Annotated in this window: 22 protein-coding genes; 10 read left to right on the forward strand and 12 right to left on the reverse strand. The window is 42.8% G+C overall.

The genetic code is table 11. The annotated features are described in order from the left end of the window. Positions 1-4 precede the first annotated feature (4 nt). Genes RB604_RS13190 through RB604_RS13215 form a run of 6 tightly spaced genes read left to right on the forward strand, consistent with a single transcriptional unit; the run spans position 5 to position 5,732 of the window. Positions 5-595, forward strand: coding sequence for a hypothetical protein (locus RB604_RS13190; protein ID WP_055295046.1), 591 nt, complete (start codon positions 5-7; stop codon positions 593-595). Further along, positions 582-1,151 (forward strand): PepSY-associated TM helix domain-containing protein, encoded by a 570-nt coding sequence (locus RB604_RS13195; protein ID WP_005923175.1) that lies wholly within the window; start codon positions 582-584, stop codon positions 1,149-1,151. The genes RB604_RS13190 and RB604_RS13195 overlap by 14 nt, the downstream gene beginning before the upstream one ends. Before the next feature lie 20 nt (positions 1,152-1,171). Then, positions 1,172-2,059 (forward strand): ABC transporter ATP-binding protein, encoded by an 888-nt coding sequence (locus RB604_RS13200; protein WP_005923172.1) that lies wholly within the window; start codon positions 1,172-1,174, stop codon positions 2,057-2,059. A gap of 17 nt (positions 2,060-2,076) precedes the next feature. Continuing rightward, positions 2,077-2,745 carry a hypothetical protein gene (locus tag RB604_RS13205; protein WP_005923169.1) on the forward strand — a complete coding sequence of 223 codons (669 nt, stop codon included), beginning with the start codon at positions 2,077-2,079 and terminating at the stop codon, positions 2,743-2,745. Positions 2,746-2,776: 31 nt separating this feature from the next. Beyond that, entirely contained in the window at positions 2,777-3,838 is a 1,062-nt protein-coding gene (locus tag RB604_RS13210) for a DUF4857 domain-containing protein (protein ID WP_005923166.1), read from the forward strand. Between the two features lie 25 nt (positions 3,839-3,863). After that, the gene (locus RB604_RS13215; RefSeq protein WP_224202922.1) at positions 3,864-5,732 is read left to right on the forward strand and encodes a hypothetical protein; all 1,869 of its coding nucleotides are present in this window, start codon (positions 3,864-3,866) and stop codon (positions 5,730-5,732) included. Between the two features lie 191 nt (positions 5,733-5,923). Here RB604_RS13215 and RB604_RS13220 read toward each other — a convergent pair whose 3' ends face one another. The 10 genes from RB604_RS13220 to RB604_RS13265 form a co-directional block, all read right to left on the reverse strand. Continuing rightward, positions 5,924-7,939 carry a cytochrome c biogenesis protein CcsA gene (locus RB604_RS13220; protein ID WP_055295048.1) on the reverse strand — a complete coding sequence of 672 codons (2,016 nt, stop codon included), beginning with the start codon at positions 7,937-7,939 and terminating at the stop codon, positions 5,924-5,926. Next, entirely contained in the window at positions 7,939-9,090 is a 1,152-nt protein-coding gene (locus tag RB604_RS13225) for a Rid family hydrolase (protein WP_005923160.1), read from the reverse strand. Before RB604_RS13225 ends, RB604_RS13220 begins: the two co-directional genes overlap by 1 nt. Positions 9,091-9,096: 6 nt before the next feature. After that, a complete protein-coding gene (locus RB604_RS13230; protein WP_005923157.1) occupies positions 9,097-9,810 on the reverse strand; it encodes a hypothetical protein in 714 nt (237 codons plus the stop codon). A gap of 9 nt (positions 9,811-9,819) precedes the next feature. Then, on the reverse strand, positions 9,820-11,049 hold the full coding sequence (locus RB604_RS13235) for a porin (RefSeq protein WP_021936325.1): 1,230 nt from the start codon (positions 11,047-11,049) through the stop codon (positions 9,820-9,822). Between the two features lie 21 nt (positions 11,050-11,070). Next, positions 11,071-12,540 carry a di-heme oxidoredictase family protein gene (locus RB604_RS13240; protein ID WP_005923151.1) on the reverse strand — a complete coding sequence of 490 codons (1,470 nt, stop codon included), beginning with the start codon at positions 12,538-12,540 and terminating at the stop codon, positions 11,071-11,073. A 24-nt stretch (positions 12,541-12,564) separates the two neighbouring features. Continuing rightward, the gene (locus tag RB604_RS13245) at positions 12,565-13,746 is read right to left on the reverse strand and encodes an imelysin family protein (RefSeq protein ID WP_005923148.1); all 1,182 of its coding nucleotides are present in this window, start codon (positions 13,744-13,746) and stop codon (positions 12,565-12,567) included. Between the two features lie 34 nt (positions 13,747-13,780). Then, positions 13,781-15,082 (reverse strand): putative porin, encoded by a 1,302-nt coding sequence (locus RB604_RS13250; protein ID WP_007480547.1) that lies wholly within the window; start codon positions 15,080-15,082, stop codon positions 13,781-13,783. Between the two features lie 207 nt (positions 15,083-15,289). Further along, positions 15,290-15,652, reverse strand: coding sequence for a DUF2023 family protein (locus RB604_RS13255; protein ID WP_025819321.1), 363 nt, complete (start codon positions 15,650-15,652; stop codon positions 15,290-15,292). 69 nt (positions 15,653-15,721) lie between these two features. Continuing rightward, on the reverse strand, positions 15,722-16,228 hold the full coding sequence (gene fldA, locus RB604_RS13260; protein ID WP_007480548.1) for a flavodoxin FldA: 507 nt from the start codon (positions 16,226-16,228) through the stop codon (positions 15,722-15,724). Positions 16,229-16,389: 161 nt separating this feature from the next. Next, entirely contained in the window at positions 16,390-17,565 is a 1,176-nt protein-coding gene (locus tag RB604_RS13265; RefSeq protein ID WP_007480549.1) for a phosphoribosylaminoimidazolecarboxamide formyltransferase, read from the reverse strand. A gap of 214 nt (positions 17,566-17,779) precedes the next feature. Between RB604_RS13265 and RB604_RS13270 the strand changes: the two genes are divergently transcribed. Beyond that, a complete protein-coding gene (locus tag RB604_RS13270) occupies positions 17,780-18,484 on the forward strand; it encodes a hemerythrin domain-containing protein (protein ID WP_025819322.1) in 705 nt (234 codons plus the stop codon). After that, on the forward strand, positions 18,474-19,082 hold the full coding sequence (locus RB604_RS13275; protein WP_005923136.1) for a response regulator transcription factor: 609 nt from the start codon (positions 18,474-18,476) through the stop codon (positions 19,080-19,082). The genes RB604_RS13270 and RB604_RS13275 overlap by 11 nt, the downstream gene beginning before the upstream one ends. 724 nt (positions 19,083-19,806) lie before the next feature. Here the strand turns inward: RB604_RS13275 and RB604_RS13280 are convergent. Further along, positions 19,807-20,856 (reverse strand): leucine-rich repeat protein, encoded by a 1,050-nt coding sequence (locus RB604_RS13280; RefSeq protein WP_005923135.1) that lies wholly within the window; start codon positions 20,854-20,856, stop codon positions 19,807-19,809. Positions 20,857-20,957: 101 nt separating this feature from the next. On the opposite strand from RB604_RS13280, the gene RB604_RS13285 reads away from it, so the two are divergent. Continuing rightward, positions 20,958-21,827: a CPBP family intramembrane glutamic endopeptidase gene (locus RB604_RS13285; protein ID WP_005923134.1), complete on the forward strand. Its 870-nt coding sequence runs from the start codon at positions 20,958-20,960 to the stop codon at positions 21,825-21,827. A gap of 106 nt (positions 21,828-21,933) precedes the next feature. Here the strand turns inward: RB604_RS13285 and RB604_RS13290 are convergent, their stop codons facing one another. Next, a complete protein-coding gene (locus RB604_RS13290) occupies positions 21,934-24,066 on the reverse strand; it encodes a Tex family protein (RefSeq protein ID WP_005923133.1) in 2,133 nt (710 codons plus the stop codon). A 102-nt stretch (positions 24,067-24,168) separates the two neighbouring features. Here RB604_RS13290 and RB604_RS13295 point away from each other — a divergent pair, with 102 nt between their 5' ends. Continuing rightward, on the forward strand, positions 24,169-26,085 hold the full coding sequence (locus RB604_RS13295; protein WP_007480550.1) for a sensor histidine kinase: 1,917 nt from the start codon (positions 24,169-24,171) through the stop codon (positions 26,083-26,085).

The raw sequence follows: 26,085 nt of genomic DNA on the forward strand, positions 1-26,085 counted from the left end.
AACAATGAAGATTAGAAAGATGACGGTAATTGCTGCTATTGCAGTGGCTGGTATAATCAATGCATCCTGCGGAAATAAGCAACAGCAGGCAAACAGTGAAGGGGCGACTACGGAAGTAGTTGCTTCCGGAGCGATGGAGATAGACAGCCTTTTGGCAAATGCCGGTGAGTTTGCCGGACAAGAGGTTACCATAGAAGGTGTGTGTACACATATCTGTAAACATGGCGGACGTAAGATTTTCCTAATGGGAAGTGACGATACACAGACCATTCGTGTAGAAGGTGGCAGTGTCGGTAAGTTCGATCAGAAATGTGTCAATTCGATTGTTCGTGTGACAGGCGATTTAAAAGAACAGCGCATCGATGAGGCTTACCTTCAGAATTGGGAAGCACAACTGAAGGCCAAAGCTGCCGAACAACATGGTGAAGGCGAAGCCGGATGCAGTACCGAAAAGAAAGCACGTAGTGAAACGGCTAATACCCCGGAAGCGCGTATTGCTGATTTCCGTGCGAAGATAGCCGACAGAAAGGCCAAAACCGGTAAAGATTATCTGTCATTCTATTTTGTGGAAGCTTCTTCTTATGAAATTCAGTAGCAGCAGTTTTCGAAAGTGGAGTAGGGTGATTCACCGGGATTTATCATTTTTCTTCTCCGGTATGGTATTGATATATGCCATATCGGGGATCGTGATGAATCACCGGGATTCCATTAATCCGAACTTCACCGTGAAACAGCAGGAATATGTTCTGTCTGAGCCTTTGCCTGCAAAGGCTCAGATAAACAAGAAAACCGTGCTCTCCCTTTTAGAACCGTTGGGAGAAGCGGGTAACTATACCAAACATTACTTTCCGCGCGAAGAGGTGATGAAAGTATTCTTAAAAGGCGGTTCCAGTCTGCAAGTGAATATACAGACCGGAGCTGCCGTTTATGAATCGGTGAAGAAACGTCCTATATTAGGAGGTATGACGAGACTTCATTATAATCCCGGACAGTGGTGGACACATTTCGCCGATATCTTTGCAGTGGCTCTGATTGTAATAACTCTTTCGGGCATGTTTATGCTGAAAGGAAAAAACGGAATTATAGGAAGGGGCGGAATAGAATTATTGGCGGGGATACTTGTCCCGTTATTGTTTTTATTCTGCTTTTAGTTATTATCATATAGAAATAGATGGAACAAATTATAGAGTGTAATAACCTTACACATTACTACGGTAAACGCCTGATATACGAAAATCTCAGCTTTACTGTTCCCAAAGGGCGTATACTCGGATTATTGGGGAAGAACGGTACGGGAAAGACGACCACTATCAATATTCTAAGTGGTTATCTGAAACCCCGTTCGGGTGAATGCCGTATTTTCGGACAGGACATTCAAACAATGGATCCTGCTTTGAGACGGAATATCGGACTACTGATCGAAGGCCATGTGCAATATCAGTTTATGACCATTACCCAAATCGAGAAGTTTTATGCCGCTTTTTATCCGGGACAGTGGAGGAAAGATGCCTATTATGAACTGATGGATAAATTGAAGGTCGCACCGGGGCAGCGTATCAGCCGTATGTCTTGCGGGCAACGCTCACAAGTGGCATTGGGACTGATTCTTGCGCAAAATCCCGATCTGCTGGTCTTGGATGATTTTTCGCTCGGGCTCGACCCCGGCTATCGCCGCCTGTTTACCGATTACCTGCGTGACTATGCACGGTCGGAGAATAAAACCGTATTTCTGACATCACACATTATACAGGATATGGAACGTCTGATCGACGACTGTATAATCATGGATTATGGGAAAATACTGGTACAACAGGAGGTAAAGGAATTGTTGGATACGGTACGTCGTTATACGTGTACTGTGCCCGAAGGCTATGAGCCGCAGGAGATGGACGGTTTCTACCATCCTTCGGTGATTCGCCGGACGCTTGAAACCTACTCTTTCCTTCAACCTGCTGAAGCGGAGAATGCTTTAATAAAAACAGGAGTACCCTATTCCGGTTTGCATAGTGAGAAAGTGAGTCTGGAAGACGCCTTTATCGGCCTTACCGGTAAATATTGAAAGAGAAGAATTGAAAGATGAATGCTATATTTTATAAAGAATGGATCAAGACCCGTTGGTATCTGTTGCTGGCTTTGGTAGTAACAGTGGGTTTTGCCGGTTATTCAATGCTCCGTATCAACCGGGTGGTGACACTGAAAGGAGTGGAACATGTATGGGAAGTAATGCTGCAAAGGGATGCCGTATTTGTTGATTTATTGCAGTACATTCCCTTACTTGCCGGAATACTTTTGGCTGTGGTACAGTTTGTTCCGGAGATGCACCGTAAATGTTTGAAACTGACTCTGCATCTTCCGTATTCGCAGTTGCGTATGGTCATGCTGATGTTGCTTTACGGTTTGCTCGTACTGTTGGTCTGTTTCGGATTTAATTATGTACTGATGGGATTTTACTTGCAAGGCATATTGGCATCCGAGTTGGTCCGTCATATCTTGTTGACGGCTGCTCCCTGGTATTTGGCCGGAATAGCCGGATATCTGCTTGTGTCCTGGATTTGTCTGGAACCTTCATGGAAGCGGCGTATATTCAACCTGATTGTTGCTGTACTGGTGTTACGTATCTTTTTCCTTTCTACTACGCCGGAAGCTTATAATGGATTTTTGCCGTGGCTTGCCGTATGTACGTTGCTGACAGGAACATTCTCCTGGCTCTCTATTGTACGTTTTAAAGAGGGGAAACAAGATTAGGGATTACATTTATAATAAAGAAGAATAGATAATGAAACTTTTTAGTCAACTATTATTAGGACTTACGATCGTCTGTCTGCTGATCTGGCAGCTTCCCTGGTGTTACAATTTCCTGACGGCACGTTCTACAAAAGCGCCTTTTACTTTATATAGTTCCGTCATCGGAGATTTTGCCATGATGACTCCGTCGGGTGATAAAGGTATGCTCCGTAGCGATCTTTCCGGCAGGACTTATACGCAAGCTCAGTTTGACAGTATCCTTCCTATGTTTTATTTCCGGCAATTGATGTCGGACGAACGTTTTCCGGATACGCTCAACGGAGTGCCGGTCACACCACGCATGGCACAGATGGAGAATTTTAATTTCCGTGTAGTCCCTTCGGATATCAATGCTCCCCATATCGGACTTTATCCTCTGCTCGAAGGTATGTCCGGCAGGGTGGACTTACAGATGCCCGATGATGTTTTCCGTATTACGGGAAAAGGAATTGAATTTATCCGCATGGCTTCCAATACGGTGGACGAAGAGAAAAGCCGGCGTTTTACTGAGGCGATGGAGAAGAAAGGATTCCATTTTCCTGCCACCGAGATAGCCGGTAATCCTACCACGCGCAAGGAATATGACGAAGGATATCTGTTGTTGGATGCCGATCGCCGATTGTTTCATCTGAAACAGATGAAAGGCAGACCGTACGTGCGTAGTATTGAATTGCCTGATGGGATACAGTTGAAGCACGTGTTTGTGACGGAGTTTAAAAACCGGAAGACATTGGCTTTCATGACAGATGCCGACCGGTCTTTCTATGTACTTAGGAATAAGACTTATGAGGTAGTAAAGGTTGGTATTCCTTCCTTTGATCCGGAGAAAGAGGCGTTGGCTGTTTTTGGCAATATGTTCGATTGGACATTGCGTGTGACGCGTCCTGAAGTCGAAGTTTACTATGCAGTGAATGCTGATGATTATTCGTTGATTAAATCAATGGAACTTCCTGCAGAAGAGCTTTCTGCGGCAGAGAAAATTGGTAAATATGTATTTCCATTACGTTTGTCGTTTACTTCCGGTACGGATAAATATGTGATACCGCGCTTTTAGTTTATAAATCCTTTAATTATGAAATATGATGAATAGAAAATTACTAACAATGGCTGTGGCCGGTCTGTTGTCTGTAGCCGGCCTGTCTGCACAGGAACCCCAATTGAAATGGGTAACTTCGCAAGATGGTATGGGGCTTGAGATTCCCCAGGCAATTAAAGCATCGTCAGACGGATATGTGTTTCTTATGAATAACTTTGCTTCCAGTGATAAAGAAACTTCTTATGATCCGGATGGGAGTGTAAGTAAAGGATACTCTCTGACAACGGATTATTTTTTCTATAACATTGCTGATGGCACAAAGGCTTCGGAGAAAACCAGTACGGGGGTACCCGATGTACTGCAGACAAACGGTAATTATAACATGACACTTTATAAAGTCGGAACAGACGGACATCTGCTATGGGGGATTCATACCAATGTGGGAGAATTCTCAGATGGTGCGATGGCTGCTACTTCGGATGGCGGGGTAGTGATTGCTCTCAAAATGAGACATTCGAGCCGTTCGACTTATAAAAGTGACATCGTTTGTCAGTTGGTTGATGCTGATGGGGTAGAGACTTCCGTCAAATGGGATGCTCCTGATTATGAGACGTATGGTGGTGTATATCAACCTGTGTTGGCAAAGATCAGTAAGGACGGAAAAGTGGAGTGGACGAAGCGTATCGATGTAGGTTATAAAACGGTAACCGTCAGTGGTACTCAGAAAAAACTTTATGATAATTTTGATCTGCGTGATATGGTAGCGGATGGAGAGGATAATATCTATCTGACGGGTACTTATCGTACTTCCATCAATTTCGGACGGAATGCCAATCTTTCATCTCCCCGTAATGCCGAGGGCTGGGATGGTGATGTACAGAAAACATGCGGTGATCTTTTTGTAGTTAAATTGGATAAAGCAGGTACGGCACAGTGGAATGTAGTGACAAAAGGACAGGTGATAAGTTGCGAGATTCCCAAAAATATCGTTCTTGATAATGGAAATTTGTACGTTAGCGGCTATATGAAAGGGGATGGCGAGTCTGCCGTGATGTTGGGTAACGATCGCTTGACACCCAGTATAAAGGATTGCTTGTTCTATGCTTGCATTGCTCCGGCAGACGGAAGTGTAAAATGGGCGCGTCTGTTGCAGACAGTAGAACATCCGGTGACACAGGATGGGGCACGCATGAAGCCGATGTGTCTGGCTGCTTCCGGTAATGAACTGTACATGGGGGGTAGCTTTTACGGCAATGTTATGGATGGTGAGAATGTTTGTCTGGAAAATCCGAATAAACAGACCAACGGACTTCGTGCCTTTATTTTGAAGTGTAACGCAGAAAATGGTGCTGTACAAGCCGGTATTATGATAGACGGCGCACTGACTGAAGTAGAGAATATTATTCCGAAAGATGGTAATCTATTGGCTCCGGGATACGATCTGTATGCCGCTTCTTATCTTTATACACTCGATACGGATCTTACAAGCAATAGCCTGAAAACTTATCCTTTGAAAAACTCGATCAGTACTGCGACCCAAGGGGGCGTAGTGGTCGGTGATTTGCTTGTTTCGGCAATGAATGCCAACCGGACAGCCACTTTCCCGGGATGTGACTGGACGCTGAATGTGATAAATAACGGTGATAACAATTATCGCGCATGTGTCTTTACAGGACATGATATTTCATCATTGTCTACGGGTATAGTTTCGGCTCCGGCAGCAGATACCGGTTTTCGTGCCTATGCAGGAAAAGGTGAATTGATAGTTGAAACGCTTTCTGCTTGTCAGGTACAGGTGTATGGTATTGACGGACGGGCGATTCTTTCGTTTGAAGCTCCTGAGGGTCGTACGACAAAGAGTTTGCCGGCCGGGCTGTATATTGTAAACGATAGGAAAGTGGCGGTATATTAAAAGTTACTTTTTATGTTTATAAAGTAAAATAAAGAAGGATGAGTGATACGGTTGATTACTCATCCTTTTTTAATTAAGCTCCTTTGGAAAAGAGGCTATATCTTTTCAAGCGGGCAGGAGTTGTTACGGAAGTGTATGGGGCTGGTTGACACGGTGGCTGATGAGGATGCCTGTATACTGGATATTGAGGGCTAATTGTTGGCGTAGCTGTGCATTCCTCCTAAAAAGTAGTTTACTCCAAAATAGGTCATCAATACAGTTGTGAAAGCTGCTATCAGGAAGACATGAAAGAATATAGGTTTACGGAAAACCTTGATGCTTTGAGTATGAAACGCGATACCGTATATCAATAGTGTGATTAGTGCCCATACTTCTTTAGGGTCCCATGCCCAATAACGTCCCCAAGATATATTTGCCCAGACGGCACCGATAAAGATACCGAGAGCCAGAATCAGTGTGGCAGGATAAAGTAGAATACGACTGAGTAAAGTAAGGCGTTCTACCTGTTCTTCTTCGTTCTTCCGGAAATAGATGATGGCAGCAATGCCATTTAACATTATAAAGCCGAGTAAAGCGTACGACATCATGATTAGTGAAACATGCAGACTGAGCAATGGTGAAGAGAGTACCGGTATTAACGGGGTTATCTGTGGATTCATTTGCCCGATGCTTGCCACTAATAATGTAAATCCGGAGAGAAGGAAACCAAAACATGCCATTAGTGAAAAGCGGTGTTGCAGACACAAGGCTATCAACATGATAATCCATGCCATAAATTGCATCGTTTCGTATCCGTTGCTCATCGGTAAGCGGCCACTGATATACGTCCGTAATATCATTCCGAAGGTATGGAATAGGAAAGAGGTTAATAAAAGGCAGAAAGTAATTCTCCGAAAACTTCGAAAGCGGAATAAGGGGCGCTTACTCCATTGGCAAAGGAGTAGCAATATTCCTCCCATAAGATTTATCCTATATAGAATGACTGAAAAAGGAATCTGATTATAAAGTAATTCGGCTTGTATTTTTCTGTCAGACAAGCGTTGGACTCCGGTATCAGGAACCGGTCGAACCAATGTCCCCTGTCGCAGCATGGCGATAAGGGATATTTTTTCATCGGTTTCGGTGATTGCTTTTAATAATGCATCTTGTTTGCCGCTTTGATGCAGGCGGTTCCAGTATTCCTGTAAACGATATCCTTTCTCCCGGTCGAAGAAATCTGTAAGGCGGGCATAAGAACCACATCCTAAGCGTTGTTGCAGCTCTTTATTCTTGATCTGTATCATCGGTTCGTTCTGCCATTCATCCGGATACAGGAGCCAACCCAGCAAAATCTGTTCGGGACTTAATCCCTGGTAATTGTCTTTTCCGGTCAGCTTGATAACGAAGTCTCGGGCAAGTGTATTAAAAGGTACCACCCGGTCGTTGTACATCACTTGTTTGGTGCGGTATACATCTGCATCCTCTCGTTTTATAGGCTTGGATTGGGTTGTAATGGCCCAGCAACATAAGAGGAAAACGACCCCCATTCGTTGTAGCAACGGATGCTTCAGTAACCGACGAAAATTACTTTTCGGGGAAAGCAGTATCCATAAAGCTGAAATAAATAATAAGGCATATCCGCTATAGGTTACGGGAATTCCCCATGGATCATGGTTGACACTGAGCCATGTGCCCTGGAAATCTTCATCGAATGAACTTTGATAAAACCGGTATCCGTGATGTGAGAAGATACGGTTCATGGAAACTTCTGCTTTCCGGCAAGGAATTTCATCGGTATAAATTCGGCTGACATAGTCTGCCGGAGCTTCCGTACCAGGATAATAACTGACATAGAATGTGTCTAACCCTATGGCAAATGGGAGAGGATATTCCATTTGTGTATCCGTATTTTTGAATGTCTGTGTGGTTACCTTGTCTTGGCGGAGATGTATGACGCCTTGCTGTCCGGTGAAATAGGTGAGACAAGCACCTGTAAGAATGACAATAAAAGATACGTGGAGTAAGAAAATCTCTTTTCGTTTGTACACCTTTTGTTTGATCAGATACCAGCAGGCCGATAAACTCAGAATGCCCCATAGGGCAATGAACCAGAAAGAATGATAAATATGTTCATTGACGAATGGGGTTCCTTGAGCCTTCTCTACAAAAGTAGTTGCAGCCAAACATACAATAATCAACAAGTAACAGCTAACTATGAATTGTTTCATTAGTAGTTTGCGAAGTTTTCATTTTGATCGGCTTTTACTGCTATACATTCCATCTCTATAAGCCATCCCGGACGGCAAACAGGAGCAAGGAGGATAACTTTGGGTAGACACGGGAAATGCTGTTCGAACATTTCTTTTACAACTTGATGGTCCGCCGGATCGCGTAAATAGACAATCGCTTGTGCCACATCATCAAATGAACATTCGGCTTCATTTAGAAGAGCTTCTATATTTTCCCACATCCGGTGAGTTTGTTTACGAATGTCTCCGGGATATACCACCTCTCCTTTGTTGTTAATGCTTGCCGTGCCGGAAATGAATACTTGGCGGCGGTCACCGTATTTTACACAAGTTCCTCTTTCAAAACTGACTCCGTATTCGTAGGTCGGGTTAAGATGATCGGGAGCATAAAGGTATTGTATTTGTTCGGAAGAAATACCCTTTACTGCATAACTATCCATTTGCACGGTTACCTTAGGGTCGGCATGCCGGCCGCCGATACCAGTGCTGGCGATATAGTGAGTATGTTCTGTCAGATTTTGTGTGACAAATACTTCATTGCGGGCTTTTACTACTCCGGCGTAATTTACGTCTACATTTTGTACGAAAAACCAAGTACGAATGCAATTGTTTGCCAGTGTACATTGCTGTTCCATGAGTTGCATTACATAGTCGTTGAGCAATAGCCGCGTTTGATATTCGGAGTTCGCTGCACGATTGAAAGCGCTGCCGTTCCAGAAATGCCGGTAATTGCCATGCACCGATTCAAATAGTCCATTGGGCAGTACACGCGTTTGTACGTTGGTTTGCAGATAGGCCCACAGTGCGATTTTGGTACCGTTGAGAGGGGGTTGTTCCACAACGGAGAGGGCACAATCGGAATATTCGGTTGTCAATGCCAGCAGCGTATCCGCTTGATTGGCGGCATCGCTGAGGAAATAACGTTTGAATACGGCAGTGGCACCTTTCAATTCACCTGTCAGTAAGTTGGTGAAAGTATTTAATATACCGGCGAGTTGTTCTTGATAGGTGAGGTTCGGCTGGGTGATGTGTATCATTACCTGGTATTCCGAAACTCCGTTATCACAAATAAATTCCGATAAATCTGTTATGGTATTATTATCTTCGTTTATATACTTTTTATAGTCCATATGGTTTTAATTATTTTCAGCCCCGGCATCTATCCAGGTTTTTATCAGTCCTAATATTTCTTGTTTACCGGTGCTGTTGAACATATCCTTATGATATTCGTTGTCTTCCAGAATGTCTATTAAGTAGCTTTCTTCTGCATTTCCGGGAGATACATATTTCTTTTTTTCGGGAGATAAAGGAGCTTCTACATTAACTAATGCTGCGTAAGCTTTATCTTCGGTCAAGTTGAGGTTGCCCGAAATATGGGTACTTCCTCCATGACATGCTATGCAACTGGTTTCGAAAACCTGCTTTTGTATCCGATCGAAACTTGCCAGATTTAAGTTTTCGATAGGAAGCGTTATTGTCTCCATTGAGTTGTCAATCGGAAAAGAGTAATATGAATAGATTAAGCTTTGTCCGTTACTGATAACAGCTATATCTATGCTTTTGGTATTCTCTTTTAGATTGTTCAGTCGGATGGTTACCTTTTGATCACTTTTAGACGGTTTGTTGATTCGTTTGGTCAGTGTGATTGTTGAGCCGTCTTCTCCGATGGCAGCCAGTGAAAGATAATTCTTTTTAGGCCATGCTCCCAGTCCGTCGAAGGTGAGGGTAACAGTGGCTGTCCGGCCTGAATCCACTGTGTCATCAGGATATATTTTTCCTTCGTCGCAAGAAATAATGAATAATGCGGCAAGGATATATAAACCGTTTTTTATATTTAAAATAGAATTCATTGTTCTTGTTTAGAAAGTAAATTGCAACATAGCAGTAGCGTTATGGCGGGCAAGACCGATACCGGCTTCATCACGGTCATTCTGAGTATTGTCTCCCGTACGTCCCATGTATTGGTACATCACTTGTAATTTCAGATTGTTTCCGAAGAAATAATAGTTTACACCTATAGCGGGCATGTTTAGCAGTCCACCGGTATCTAATCCGTTACGATCCATGAAATCATAGCGTAATGCACCTTGCAGTTTGGAGGTGATAAAATATCCGGCCTGTACATATCCGCCCCAGAAATTCATGTCATCTGATTTGTTCTGGATTTTAGTGAAATGCATGTTCATGTAATAAGCTTCGGCTGCCAGATAGAAGCGATTTTTCATCATGGCAAATTCTGCTCCGACCCGCAGATCGCTACTACTCTTGGATTCTGCTTCAGCATTATAGGATGCTGATACGCCTATTAGCATTTTATCGCTTTTCAGATTATTGGGGTCACCCTGTGAAGCGGGCATTTCACCTTTGGGCATGTAGGCAAAACGTCCGGAATAGAGTAAAGCTGGCAACCATTTGTGATCATCACACATGGTTTTGGAGGCAACGTTTACATCTGCACCCGTACCATTGAAAATGCCTACTTGATAATTCCATTTACCATGGATCAACCCATGTAACTGTATACCCAAATCGAAACCTGTGGCAAAATTGGGGTTGACATAGGGAAGATCGTAGGGAAGAACGACTGTTGCCGTACTGGAGGTAGGAAGTACCGGGAACAGGGTTTCGCCCAATGTGCTGAGGTATGCATGCATAAAAGGTGTTTTGAATTTACCTACACGGATTCGGAGAGACTCTTTCATTGCAATATCAAACCAAGCTTGTTGTAACAGGGCTCCGCCGCTTTTAGCTGCATTTATGGAAAGGTTGAAAGTCACTTTTCCGAATGCTTTTCCGGTAAATCCCAATATGGCGTTTGGAATGGCAAAACCGGTATTGGCGATGTTATCGGCATAAGGAGTTTCGAGTCCGAGATCATCATATCGGTTGAGACAGGCACTGGCCTGTACCAATGCATAAGGTTTGAAGAGGAAATCACCGGCTTTAGTGCTGAAAGAAAATCCTTTCTTCCCTGCCAGGGATACCACATCGTTTTCTACATATTTATCGTCTACCTCCTGTGCTGACAGGTGAGTGGATGTCAAGGTTAGCAATCCGCATAAAGCGGCTGCAAATGTATGCTTTTTCATTTGTTGTTGTTTTTTATCTGATTATAAACTTTCAAGAAAAGTGATGAGTGCAGCACGTTCTTCTTTGCTCATCCGTGAGAAAAGAGTGCGTGAGGCAGAACCTTCGCCGCCATGCCACATGATAGCTTCTGTTAGATTGCGGGCGCGTCCGTCGTGCAGGAAATAAGTATGTCCGTTAACTGTCTCCTGCAGTCCGATTCCCCATAAAGGAGTAGTTCTCCACTCGTATCCGGTAGCCAGGCCACTGGTATAATCGTCATTCAGTTCTGTTCCCATGTCGTGCAATAAGAAATCGGAATAGGGATGAATCGTTTGGCTGCCCAACCAGGGTAACTGGGTGTTGTTCAGAAGTTTGGAACCTCTTGGACGGGTGTGTAATGTAGTGACATGACATAAATGGCATTTTGCCTGGTGGAAGAGTTTCTCTCCTTTTTGTACAGTTTCATCTGTTACATTGCGCCGTGCGGGTACGCCCAAAGCCTGCATATAAAGATCTACATTTTCCATGTCTTCAGTGGATATCTGAATCCCGTAGTTGGAAAATCCCATCATCTGACTTTGACCTTCACAGACTTCGTGAGGATAACGGTCGTTGGTTACCCCCAAATCCGATGAGAATCCGAGTTCTACGGTGAGGTCGGCATGTTGTGCTTTATTACCCGATAATCCGATCTGTTTTACACCCTTTTCAGTGATATAATTCAGGCGTCCACTGATACCGTATTCGGGATAATTACTTTTGGCTGCCACTTTTTGCAACTCGTCGAGATCGAGCGCCATCATTTGGCCTAACCCTACATGACGTAAGGGCTGGCGTACACTGATACGCAAATCCTCCGGGCGAATGCTGTCGGCATACCATTGATAGATCTCGTAATGCGGAGTCATCAGTTCGTACTCTTCGCCATCCGGAAAACGGAATTTTTGTGTTGTAGTGGTTATTTTTACTTTTCCTTCCGCTTTTACACCATAGATGGATTGATCGTGCAATACACGTCCGTACTCCGGGAAGTATCCTCCGGTTTTGCGGCTGATATACACTAACATGGACGAAAATCCGTTGCCCGAACCGCCGTCGGCAAGGGCCGGTTTGGTACGACCGGTACTTTTATGGCAACTTCCGCAGGAATATCCAGCATATACTGGTCCCAATCCTCCGCCTGTGTTGCTTCCTGTTCCGCGTGAACCGTCATACAGGCCGTCTCCTCTGTTAAAGCGTGTCAGAAGTTCTCCGGTAACCCAGTCTGCATTCGTGTCGTATGCATCTGGTGATGAAGAGAATATGGTAGAATATCCGGCAGACAGTTCGGCAGGGAGTGCCGGTTCACCGTTAGGTTTCAGTATAAGCTTATCATCAAGTTGATTGTCACAACTCTGTAGTGTATAACTTATCAACGTACCAAAGAGGATACAAGCTCCGGTAAGGCTCCTGCATCCCCATATGGTGCTGATAGCTCTATTCTTTAGGGGAATGAATAAGCTAATTTTCATATTGTATGTATTTCGTTCATTTCATTAATTGGATGCCAGTTTACCTCTTACGAGTCCCAGACCAGTGTTTAGATAAGCGCATGCATTTTGTGCTTTTTTGATTTCTACACTTGCGCCCAGATTGTTACGGAAGGGTTTGGGAATATCATTGATAGCATCCATTGTATCTTCTATCTGCTGACGAATTAATTGGTCAAGTGTCGGATTTATGATTTTGACGAGTGCTGAAAGGCTTTCTGCTTCGTTGTATTCACCATTGCGTCCGCCTAAGTAACAGTTTTTGATGCTGACGATGTTGTCTACATAATCTGTCAGTGAGTTCCAGCTGTACCATGATTCCACAGCAAGTACGCCACCTTCTTTATCACCGCTATTCCATGCGTTTACAGGATCGGCGATCTTGGCGGTACCTACTTCATTGGCGATTGCAGCCATTCCGTTGTTGTCATTCAACATCGTTTCGATAGCTACATAAATACTGCTGATACCGTATGTGCCGTTATGTTCTTTCAAGGCAGCTCCGTATGCCGTAGGAAGATCTTCATCTCCGGGAAGTCCGGTTGTCCAGCCTTTGTGCATATTGGTGACGTCAGAGAGCATACGGGTTACTACTTTCTGTAGATAAATTTTCATGTTGTTGGTGTAGTCGGCGATATCGCGTGCATCACCTTCATTGAAAAGCAGATATTCGGCAGTATGGAAACCACGTAAATTTTGTGGAGGATTTACAGCACTTTCATCTTCATTTACATCTCCTTCGATGGCGTCCCAGTTACCTGTTTCCAGAATTTGGTCTATACCTTCTTTGTCGAGAGGCCAGCTATCCAAGCTTGGGTCATAGCTTTTTTTGTCGGCAGCTCCAAACAGAAATGCTTCGCTTTCTTCCCAAGGCTTACGGGCATCTCTCCAGGCATCACAAGCATTTTCAAGGTCGGTTTTAGTTCCACTTGCAATGAATTTGTCGACTGCATTTTTTAAGAGAGTCATTTTGTTTACTAATTCGGCATAAGTCGGTATTGCGACATTATCGACAAAATTGGCTATCGCTGCATCCATTTGTTCAGTGGTAGGTTTTTGTCCACTATCTGCCGGAAGATTGGCAAACGGATTGGTGGTGATGTCTTCTTTCTTAGAATCTTCATTACAGGATGTTAATCCTAAAGTGAATCCTATCAACAGGATTGGAAATAAACTTCTCTTTTTCATTTTATTTTAAATTTTGTGATTTGATATTATACTCTTATTTCTTGATGAACCAGCCGATGTAAGCAATGCCTACTGATACTGTATTTTCATTATTATATTTCCCCCATGCGATCCGGCGATTGGAATAATCGGCTTTTATAACAAGATTAGGGAGTGCATAATAGTTTAGTCCTGCAGTAATAACCGAAGATTGGAAACGCTTGTCGGCCAATTGGCTGCTTGATTCTACTTTTTCCATCGGATTATAGTATTCATAGCGCATGAAAGGATAGATTCGGGGTGCTTTGGGGCCCCAGAAAGCGCCTATATTGTATCCGGCTTCGGCTGCATAGCTGACTGCGTTTTTAGCAACTGTTGTATTGGGATAACCGGAAGCACCGGAGGAACTATTGTTGATTGTGCTAAGTGCCGCACTTGCTCCCAATTGCCCGTATACGGCATTGGCACGTACGATGAGATTGTTTTTCGGACTTTTGTATTGCATGTCGGCGGTAAATATGGTTACCGGAAAATCATACTCATTGTTACGATCCGGTTTTGTTCCGTTTTTCGCTGTTTTATTATAATAGGCCGAAACGCCTACACGTAAGCCTTTTACTCCATTGTAATTAATACGTCCTACGAAAGCCGGACTCGTGAAATTACTGATTTCAAAAGCTCCTTGTTTTCCATTGGAGATCCAGTCTTCACTTCGAAATCCTTGTGGATCGAGACCGTTTACTACTTGAAACTCATAGTCGAATTTTCCCACTTCTCCGAAAATAGCCACACCGGTTTCATGCCAGGTTGACGGTAAGATGGTTGTTTCGCCTTCCGGACGGTATACTCCGAAGAAATTGATAGGTTCGTGATGTGTATTTGTTAGTCCTACCGGTAAAATCATATGTCCGAAACGAACATTGATATATTTGTTGATGAGACGTGTAATGTGGAACTGTTCGAGAGCTACCTCTCCGCCTTTTTCAATTTCGGTTTCGTATTCTCCGTTTTCTTCGAACCATTCAATTTCACGGGCTACTCCTGTACCTCCATATTCGAATTCAATTTCTGAACCGAGTATCCATTTGGGAGAAAACTTGTAGTCAAAGGCCAATACAAAACGAGGAATGGAGATTTCACCTCTGTTTCTTTTCGGAGAACCGCTGGAATGTTTAAAACGGTTAAAATCATAATCTTTATAGCTTGCCGCCATTTCACCGTATCCGCCAAAACGGAATTTGTCGTATTCTTCTGTATAAGAGCTCTTTTCTTCTTGTACTGAGCTTTTTTCCTGTGCGGTGACTTTACCGAATGATAACAGGAAACAGAGAATAAATAAGCTTGTTAATTTTCTCATGTTTTATATAATTTTTTATGGCTGCAAAGATAGAAGCGAATGGAAAGGCGGACAATACCTATAAATAATGAATATTGACGCGAGTCTCAGTATTAATAGGTAATTATAAAACTGAATATATATGAAAAAAAAGAAGCCGTTCCCCCTAATGAAACGGCTTCTACGCTAAAAAAGACATACAACAAAGCTAACACATACAAAACTACGCTAAACAGCAATCTTAATACTTTCTTTTTTCCCACAATATCGCTTACATTGCTGGCAGATATCGTATCCTAACATAGCTCCCAAAATGAAATCCTCTTCAGGTGTCAGTTGGTTCAGCGGACGAGTGATAATGTGGCGTATGGCCTCCATACACTCCGGTTTGCCGAAGAACAAATTGATTTTGTTCGTTCCTACTTCTTGTATCGTATAGCTGATATTCTGATTTTCCAGACGGCGTATGGCAAATTCTGTATATTCACGGTTCATTGTGTAGAGCACCATGTTGCGAACTCCTTTTTTAAACTCGTAAATATGATTTAGGAAAATCCGTACTTCGCCGGGAATGATTCTTTCGGTAGCCATAATGCAAGATTGTGATAAAATATTAGAGTTTATTGGGCCTGCATGATTTTTTGGAAAATCAGGCTGGCTTTAGTTGATTTCTTTTTTAAGTCCTTCTACCCATTGATCGATACGTTGGTCGGTCTGGCTGTCTTCGTTCACTTCATCAATGGGGAGTCCGACGAATTTACCGTTTACTACCGCTACAGACGCATCAAAAGTATATCCGGCCGTATCTGTTATTCCGATAAATGTACAGCCGGTATCTTTTAAATCTTCATACAGAATACCGATGCCGTCACAAAATGTGTCGCTGTATGAGTCGGAATCTCCGCAACCGAACAGAGCAACGAATTTATGGGAAAGATCTGCCTTTTTCAGAACCTTGACACCATCATACCAGTCGTCCTGCAATTCACCGGCGCCCCAAGTTGAAGTGCCCAGCACCAGCACATCGTATTCTTTAACCAATGCATCGGTCAATGTCGAAGCATCGTGGATATCTCCTTGAGGAACATTCAGCTTTTCTGCAATTTTGCGAGCTACATCCTCTGTGGTTCCTGTTGTTGAACCGTAAAAAACACCAATCTTACTCATTTTCAATTTCTTTTTTTTATGATAATGCAAAGATAAGGGCGAAGGATGAAATGTGAAATCCCCATTTATAATGGAATAACACGTACGTTATCATTATAAATGGGGATATGATGAGACTGTGTCGGCATGATGAAAAACCGACACCTTATTTATATATGCAATTAATGGTGGAACAGGCGGATACCCGTAAATGCCATGGCAATATTATATTTATCACATGTTTCGATGACATGGTCGTCGCGTACGGAACCACCCGGTTGTGCTATGTAGTTTACTCCGCTCTTATGTGCACGTTCGATATTATCGCCAAAGGGGAAGAACGCATCCGAACCTAAAGCTACACCGGTCAGTGTATCCAGCCATTCACGTTTTTCTTCACGGGTCAGCACTTCTGGCTTTTCTGTGAAGAACTGTTCCCATGTGCCGTCTGTCAATACGTCCATGTAGTCATCGGAGATATAAATATCGATCGTATTATCACGGTCGGCGCGGCGGATCTTCTCTTTCCAAGGGAGATTCATCACTTTGGGATGTTGGCGCAGATACCAGATGTCGGCTTTATTGCCGGCAAGGCGGGTACAATGAATGCGTGATTGCTGTCCGGCACCGATACCTATTGCCTGTCCGTCTTTTGCATAACATACCGAATTGGATTGTGTATACTTTAGCGTGATAAGGGCAATAAGCAGATCGCGTTTGGCTTCAGCAGGAATTTCCTGATTCCGGGTAGGCATCTCTTGTAGCAGAGTTTCGTCAATTTTGAGTTCGTTACGTCCCTGTTCGAAAGTAATACCGAAAACGTCTTTATGCTCGATGGGAGCGGGGCGATATGCAAGATCTATTTTGATGATATTGTAAGTCCCTTTCCGTTTATTGCGTAAAATTTCCAATGCTTCAGGCGTATAATCGGGAGCAATGACTCCATCGGATACTTCCCGGTTGATAAGGCGGGCTGTTTCTACATCGCAGGTATCGGATAAAGCGATGAAATCACCATAAGACGACATACGGTCCGCACCACGGGCACGGGCATAGGCAGTAGCCAAAGGTGAAAGCGGAAGATCGTCTACAAAATAAATCTTTTTAAGTGTTTCGCTCATCTCTATTGCTACGGCGGCGCCTGCAGGACTGACGTGCTTGAAAGATGCGGCTGCCGGAAGTCCGGTAGCTTCTTTCAGTTCTTGTACTAACTGCCAGCTATTGAATGCATCCAGCAGATTAATGTATCCGGGGCGTCCGTTTAATACTTCGATAGGCAGTTCGCCTTCTTTCATGAAGATACGGGCCGGTTTTTGATTGGGATTGCAGCCGTATTTCAATGCTAATTCGTTTGCCATGAGAATGAATTTGAATTATGATTTATAAATTATGATTTGTCAGTTGAACGCAAAATTACTAAAAAATGGTGATTGGCGGACTATACTTATCAGTAAATAATAATTCATAAATCAGAATTCGTAATTCATAAATCTCCAAAATACCTATAAATGGGGATTGCGCGCGCGCGAAATTATCCGTTTCTTTGCACTCGTAATATATAATAGGTATAATATGGATAGATTACAAAAATACAAGCCCTCTGATAAAATGATTGATCTTATCAGTGATAATTACTCTTTATTGCAGGTTATGAGTCGTTTTGGGCTTTCGTTGGGGTTCGGTGATAAAACCGTGAAGGAGGTTTGTGAAATGAACGGGGTGGATTGCCGTACTTTTCTTGTCGTGGTGAATTTTATGGCCGAAGGCTTTTCACGCATGGATGGAGAAACGGATGAGTTATCTATCCCGGCATTGGTAGACTATTTGCGCCAAGCCCACATCTATTTCCTTGATTTTTGTCTGCCTGCCATTCGGCGTAAGCTGCTGGAAGCCATCGATTGTTCGGAAAATGATGTCTCTTTTCTTATATTGAAATTTTTCGACGAATATATGCGTGAAGTACGCAAACATATGGAATACGAAGAAAAAACCGTATTTAAGTATGTAGATGCTTTGCTTCAGAACAATGCGCCGAAAAATTATCAGATCAGCACTTTCTCGAAACATCACGATCAGGTGGGAGAGAAGTTGACGGAGTTGAAGAACATCATTATTAAATATTGTCCGGCCAAAGCGAATACGAATTTGCTTAATGCTGCCTTGTTTGATATCTATGCTTGTGAGGAGGGACTCGAATCGCATTGCAAGGTAGAGGATTATATATTTGTTCCTGCTATTCTGAATTTGGAAAGGAGGATGATGGATCATGAAAAATAATGAGACAATCCGGGTAGCTGTTGCCGAGAATTCTGTGATTATCCGTAGCGGGCTTACTTTAGCGTTGAAACGTTTGCCCAATTTGAAAATTCAGCCGGTAGAGCTTTTGTCCGTCGAAGCCCTGCATGATTGTTTGCGTACGCAATATCCCGATATATTGGTAGTGAATCCCACATTCGGTGATTATTTTGATGTAGCTCGTTTCCGTGAAGAAACAACTGGAAAAGGTATCCGGGTTGTGGCATTGGTAAGCTCGTTTATCGATGCCACGCTATTGAGTAAATACGATGATTCCATCTCTATTTTTGATGATTTGGAAACGCTCTCCAATAAGATTATCCGTTTGCAGAATATTGCACCCGATGATGAAGGAGACGGACAGGAAACTCTTAGCCAGCGGGAGAAAGAAATCGTAATTTGCGTAGTGAAGGGAATGACAAATAAGGAGATAGCAGAGAAATTGTTTTTATCTATACATACGGTCATTACTCATCGTAGGAATATCAGCAAGAAATTGCAAATACACAGTGCTGCCGGCTTAACGATCTATGCTATTGTGAATAAGCTGGTTGAGTTGAGCGATGTGAAAGATTTATAACCATAAAATTGTGTTATAAAATATAAAACCGTTTGCGGACACGGAAAAAAGCTGTATCTTTGCAGTGCAATTGGGAAATTGCTATTAGTTTAAAAGGTAAAAAAGAAAATTTAAGGTATTAGATTTAAGGTATTAAATAAGAACTTCAATAGGTAAATAGAGGTAAAGGATTTGAAAAGGATAACAATAATAGGTAGTTGAAGTTTTTTTAGGTAAAGAAAAGATTAGTATTCAGGAAAAAAGAGGTAACAAAAAAAGAAAAGCCTATTGGCTTTTCTTATGGGAGGCGAGGGATTCTTAAAAAAGAATTTGCTCGTTTTTTTTATTTTTTAATTATTCCGGTTCATCCGATAGTATTTCGGTCATTTTCTTATGAATTCAGTGGGAAAATCGCACATCTGATTTTAACATTGTTAATCCGGTTTCCGGCATATTGTTTCTCCTTTCACAGAAGATTAATTTCTTGTTTATAAAGAAGCGTATTCTTAATGGTAAAAGATAGTATTTAACATAGTCTTAAATACGTATTCTTGCAGGTAAAGAATATCAGTTCATTTGTTAGATAAATGAATGATTAATTCTTTGATATACAGTGATTAATGTCGTTTGCAATCATCTTTCCGCATCAAAGGTTCCTCATCGGTTCAAAAAACGGTCTCTGTTTATATTTATCAAATTAGCAACTTGAGATGGGAGAATTTCAATTCTCCCATCTCCCTTTATTCTATTTTTTGTATATCAGTTTGTTACCCCCTCCTTCGCCAAAGAGACTGTCGCCCAATGTAGTGATTTGGTCTCCTGTGGCCACTACGTAGCGAAGATTGTCACACCCCATAAATGCACCGAACTCGATAGCTGTCACACTGGGAGGTAATTCTACAGTACCGCATAATCTGCCGCAGTTACTGAATACGCGCTGTCCGATTACTTTCAGTCCGTGAGGTAACTTTATCCGTAGCAGATATTTTTTTTGGGAGAAGGTGAAGTCGGGTATGGATACGGCATTGGTCTTTGATATATCTACGGCAACCAGATTGGGCATATAGTCTCTTATCAATTTAAAGTCGTTATTGTCCAGCTTCCCTTCTACTGTGAGGAAGTTTATGTCTCTGGGTTGCAATCCTGCTCTTTGGATTTCACTTTCTAATGTGCCCATTGCTCCTACTTGCAGGGTGACCTCCTGTGGCTCTCCTTCAATAAAGGCGAATGATTTCCAATTGTTTTTCAAACGATATTCATCGCTGCTACCTAAGGGTACGAAAATGGCAGTAATACTGTCTGCTAATCCTTCCGGCAACAAGTTGGGCGGTGTTTTCTTTTTAATCTGGCAGATGGCAAGATTGTCACAACCTTTGAAAGCGGCGTCTTCTATGTTTTTAGTCTTTTCCGAAAGAATGACTTTCCTCAATGAGAGCTTTCCTTTGGCTTGTCCGTTTTCTACCCGGCAAAAAGCATAAGCAGGGATAAAGTTGGGCATATATACATAGATTTTATCGGGGTATGTTCCGCCCTTACCGGTATACATTTTGATTTCCGCATTAGAGATATCCAGTACTTCTAAGTTTTGAAACTCGTCGCGGAGGTGTTTGAAGTCTTCTGCATTGATTTTTCCTGTCAGGGTGAGGTGAGTAATGCTATTGGCCTCGTCTTCTGTCATTAGAGAAATCAATGTTCCTGCTTTGGGAACAAAATATTGTTTACTAACTGGTTGTGCCGCTACGTTCAGCGCTGTTGTAGCTAATAATATACCTATAAATAAATGTTTTATTTTCATGATTGAAGTTTTATTCAGACAAATATACAGAAAAAAGAGAGATTGAACCGGCCTTTTTGATTTTTATAGTTATTTTTGCTTTCGGATTAACAATTTATAAAATGGAACAAGAAGATATTCAGAAAAAAGAATCTAAAGGGGCTCACGTGCTTGTAAGCTTATCTGTCTATGTGGTGGCATTTTTATTTCTTTCCGTGGTTTTTTCGATGTTGGGGTATATCGTCATCGGACTTCCCGGAACGAGTTCGCTTACTCTTTCCCAGTATGCGATTATTCAGTCGGCCACATTATTGGCGGCGGTTCTTCCAGCATATTTTATTCTTAAGTATTTTGATCATCGGCCGTTATCGGACTTGGGGCTCAGCATCAAAGGGCGTGGAAGAGATATCCTGTATGGATTATTGGCTGCTGTGGTTTTATATGGTGTCGGTTTTGGGCTTTCGTTGTTATCGGGAGAGGTGAAAGTGACGGGAGTACAGTTGAGTGTGGTTGATTTGGCCGGTAGCTTTGGTGTTTTTATTCTGGTTGCTTTAACGGAAGAGATAATGGTACGTGGATATATTTTGGGACGTTTATTACGGACACGGCTTAATAAATTTCTTTCTTTGGGAATTTCTTCTGTCTTGTTCTCTTTGATGCATTTCTTCAATCCGAATGTTGCCTTTTTGCCTTTATTGAATTTGGTGTTGGCGGGATGCCTGTTAGGAGTTACTTTTCTTTATACACGTAATTTATGGTTTCCCATTTCATTGCATCTGTTTTGGAATTGGCTGCAGGGGCCGGTTTTGGGGTATAAAGTAAGCGGTACTATACTATGTTCTTCTTTGTTGCAGTTGCAATTTCCGGATAATAACATTTTGAATGGGGGGGATTTTGGATTCGAAGGTTCTATTATCTGTACGGTATTAATGATTCTGATGACGGGATGCATCATTTGGTATTTTGAAAGAAAAAAACAGATGTCTTTTTAGTTTTTAGACAAAAGAACAGAAGAACATATTTGATTTCATTTTTTGTTCTCCTGTTCTTCTGTCTAAAAAAATATAGGACGTTACCTGATGTATGGAGAAATCGTGTTTAGTTTTGTTCTACACCGATCATGGTCAATTGTATCCGTTTTCGGGCATAATCTACACTTAGGATTTTTACCATTACATGCTGGTGAATGGACACCACTTCCGTCGGGTCAGAGATGAAACGTTCGGCAAGCTGTGAGAGATGCACCAATCCGTTCTCTTTAATACCTATGTCTACAAAGGCACCGAAGTTAGTAATGTTGCCTACGATACCGGGAAGTATCATCCCCTCGCGCAGGTCATCGATTGTACGCACGTTTTTATCAAATTCAAAAGCTTTGATTGTCTGACGCGGGTCACGTCCCGGCTTCTCAAGTTCCTGCATGATGTCTTGCAAGGTCGGCATACCTACTGTGGAAGTCACGTATGCCGATATATTAATTTTTGTACGTAATTCTTTATTACCGATCAATTCTGCAACACTGCATTTCAAATCTTTTGCCATCTGCTCTACGATGCAATAGCTTTCGGGATGTACGGCAGTATTGTCCAACGGATTCACGGCTTGTGGAATGCGGAGGAATCCGGCACATTGTTCGAAAGCCTTTGCGCCCATACGCGGGACTTTCATCAACTCCTTGCGTGAACCGAAAGCACCGTTTTCCGCACGATAGTTTACGATATTCTGTGCCAACTGCGGACCGAGCCCCGAAATATACGTCAACAAGTGGCTGCTGGCTGTATTCAGATTTACACCTACCAGGTTTACGCAATTTTCCACTGTCTGGTCGAGTGCTTTCTTAAGTTTACTCTGGTCTACATCGTGCTGGTATTGTCCTACACCGATTGATTTCGGATCGATTTTTACCAATTCGGCAAGTGGGTCCATAAGGCGGCGTCCGATGGATACGGCACCGCGTACGGTTACATCATATTCCGGAAATTCATCACGTGCTATTTTGGAGGCAGAATAGATCGATGCCCCTTGTTCGCTGACAACGAATACCTGTAAAGGACGGTCGAACTGCTGGGTGGTAACGAAATATTCCGTTTCCCGGCTGGCCGTACCATTACCGATGGCGATTGCTTCTATCTGATAAGCTTCCACCATCTTGCGGAGTTTGGCGGCTGCTTCTTTTTTCTTTTCTACCGGTGGATGCGGATAAATGTTTTCATTGTGTAGCAGATTGCCTTGTGCGTCCAGGCAAACGATCTTGCAACCTGTACGAAAACCGGGGTCTATGGCCAATACCCGTTTTTGTCCCAATGGAGGGGCGAGCAGCAGTTGGCGCAGGTTTTCTACAAACACGCGAATGGCTTCTTCATCGGCTTTTTCTTTCGTGATGGCGGCAAATTCTGTTTCAATGGATGGTTTGAGTAAACGCTTATATGCATCCTGTACGGCTTCTGCTACTTGGCGGCCGCATTCGTTGTTGCTGCGAACAAACTGGCGTTCGAGCCTTTCGATACATTCCTCGTCATCCGGACTGATGGATACTTTCAACATCCCTTCGGACTCTGCACGACGAATGGCCAGCAGGCGGTGGGAAGTGCAACGTTTCAGAGGTTCGGAGAACTCAAAATAATCGCGGTATTTAGCTGCCTCTTCTTCTTTGCCCTTCACTACTTTGGCGCTGATTACGGCTTGCCGGCTGAACTGATTGCGTATGGCGTTACGGGCTCGTTCGTCTTCATTCACCTGTTCGGCTATAATATCACGTGCACCCTTCAAGGCATCTTCTATTGTTTTCACGTCTCCTTTCACGAAGGAGCCGACTTTGGCTTCGAGGTTGTTTTCACGTTGCAGCATCAGTGTTACGGCAAGTGGTTCGAGGCCTTTTTGCCGGGCAGCTTCCGCTCTGGTTTTTCGTTTGGGTTTGTACGGCAGGTAAATGTCTTCCAATTCAGTGGTATCCCAAGTATCGTCGATACGTTTTTGCAGCTCGGCGGTTAATTTGCCCTGCTCGCTGATCGTGCTGAGGATGGTTTCTTTACGTTTGGCCGTTTCGCAAAGTTTATCGTATTGGTTTTTAATATTTTCTATCTGTACTTCGTCCAGGCCTCCCGTTACCTCTTTACGGTAACGGCTGATAAAAGGGATGGTAGCGCCGTCTTTTAGTAAATTCAGAGTGTTGTTGATCTGCTTTTCCGATATATTCAGGGCGGCAGAAATCATTTTGTGAAATAATTCCATAATTGCTTTTATAATGATTTGCTGACAAATGTACGTATTAATCTTCTATTGGATACTAATTTTTAGTATATTTGCGGCAACAAAATACATGCAATAAGAATTATGCTGTCATTTACCAGATATGTTTTCTCCTGTCTCTTTACCATCGTCTTTTTTTTGCCGGCGGTGGCTTATGCAGCTCAGGATGCACAGTCTATTCTGATCATTTGCTCTTATAATCCGGCCGCTCATCAAACTTCCGTCACCATCTCCGATTTCATGGATGAATATACCAAATGTGGCGGGAAATACAATATAGAAATTGAGAATATGAACTGCAAGAGTTTCTCTGAATCTCCCAAATGGAAAGGGATGATGCAGCAGATACTTTCCAGATATAAAGGAAATGAACGTCCGGAACTCATTATTTTATTAGGGCAGGAAGCTTGGGCGGCATATTTGTCACAAGAAGACTCGCTGGTGGCAAACATACCTGTCATGTGTAGTCTGACAAGTCGCAATGCGGTTATTCTGCCGGAAGATACTACTGACTTAAAGGAATGGATGCCCGAAACGGTGGATTTCTTTTCGGATCATTTGGGGCATCGAAGGGTAAAGTCCGGTTTTATATATGACTATGACATTGAAGGTAATATTCGTATGATTTTGCATTTTTATCCTGATACACGTCATATCGCTTTCATTTCGGATAACAGTTATGGCGGAGTTGCCATGCAGGCACTTGTCAGGGAGGAAATGAAGAAATTTCCCGGACTCGATCTGATATTATTGGACGGGCGTTCCAATACGATTTATAGCATTATGGATAAGTTTCACCATTTGCCGGAGCATACGGCGGCGATGGTAGGAACCTGGCGGGTGGATATGAATGAGAGTTACTTTATGAGGAATGCCACTTATATGATGATGGAAGCTAATCCTAATGTTCCGGCTTTCGCTCCGGCATCGGTAGGGTTGGGGTATTGGACCATTGGCGGAGTGATTCCTGCTTATCGTCCATTGGGACGTGATATGGCTCGTGAGGCTATCCGCAAATTTGCCAATCCCAATGATACGGCTTGTCATGTGGAAGTGATAGGCAGTAAAAACGTACTTGATTATAAGAAAGTAAAAGAGCTGAAACTGGACGTAAAGTCTTTTCCTGCCGATATGGAAATTATCAACCAGCCGGTTTCGTTCTATCAACAATATACTTATCAGATATGGGCTGTTTTTGCAATCCTGATGATTTTGATAGGCGGACTTGTGGTTTCTCTTTTCTTTTATTTCAGAACCAAGCGTTTGAAGGATGACTTGGAGAGATCGGAAGTCGATTTGCGTGATGCAAAAGACCGTGCAGAAGAGTCTAATCGTCTTAAAAGTGCTTTTTTGGCCAATATGAGTCATGAAATCCGTACACCTCTGAATGCTATCGTAGGTTTCTCTGATGTGTTGACCGACGAAGGTATTTCCAATGAAGAAAGAGAATCTTATTCGGAGATTATAAAATCCAACTCCAGTTTATTGCTGCGGTTGATTAATGACATACTCGATCTCTCTCGTCTGGAAGCTGATAGAGTACAAATGACTTGTGAGGCGTGTGATGTGATTCAAGTGTGCCGGCAAGTGCTGACTTCCGTTGATTTTTCCCGTAAATCGAATAATAAATTTGTATTTGCCAGCGATTATGAGAGTTTTGTATTGACTACGGATGTGCAGCGTTTGCAGCAAGTTATAATTAATTTATTATCCAATGCGGCTAAGTTTACTCAAGACGGGGTTATAACATTGGGCTTTTCGGTGGACGGGGAACAGAAGTTTGCACTCTTTTCCGTAACCGATACCGGTTGTGGAATCCCGAAAGAGAAGCAGAAACTGGTATTCGAGCGTTTTGAAAAATTGAATGAATATGCACAGGGCACAGGATTAGGGCTTTCCATTTGTAAACTTACCGTTGAAAAATGGGGAGGAGAGATATGGGTTGATCCGGATTATACCGGAGGTGCCCGCTTTGTGTTCTCAATGCCCGTGTCGGAGTAG

The sequence above is a fragment of the Bacteroides salyersiae genome (assembly GCF_031172035.1).
Lineage (GTDB): Bacteria > Bacteroidota > Bacteroidia > Bacteroidales > Bacteroidaceae > Bacteroides > Bacteroides salyersiae.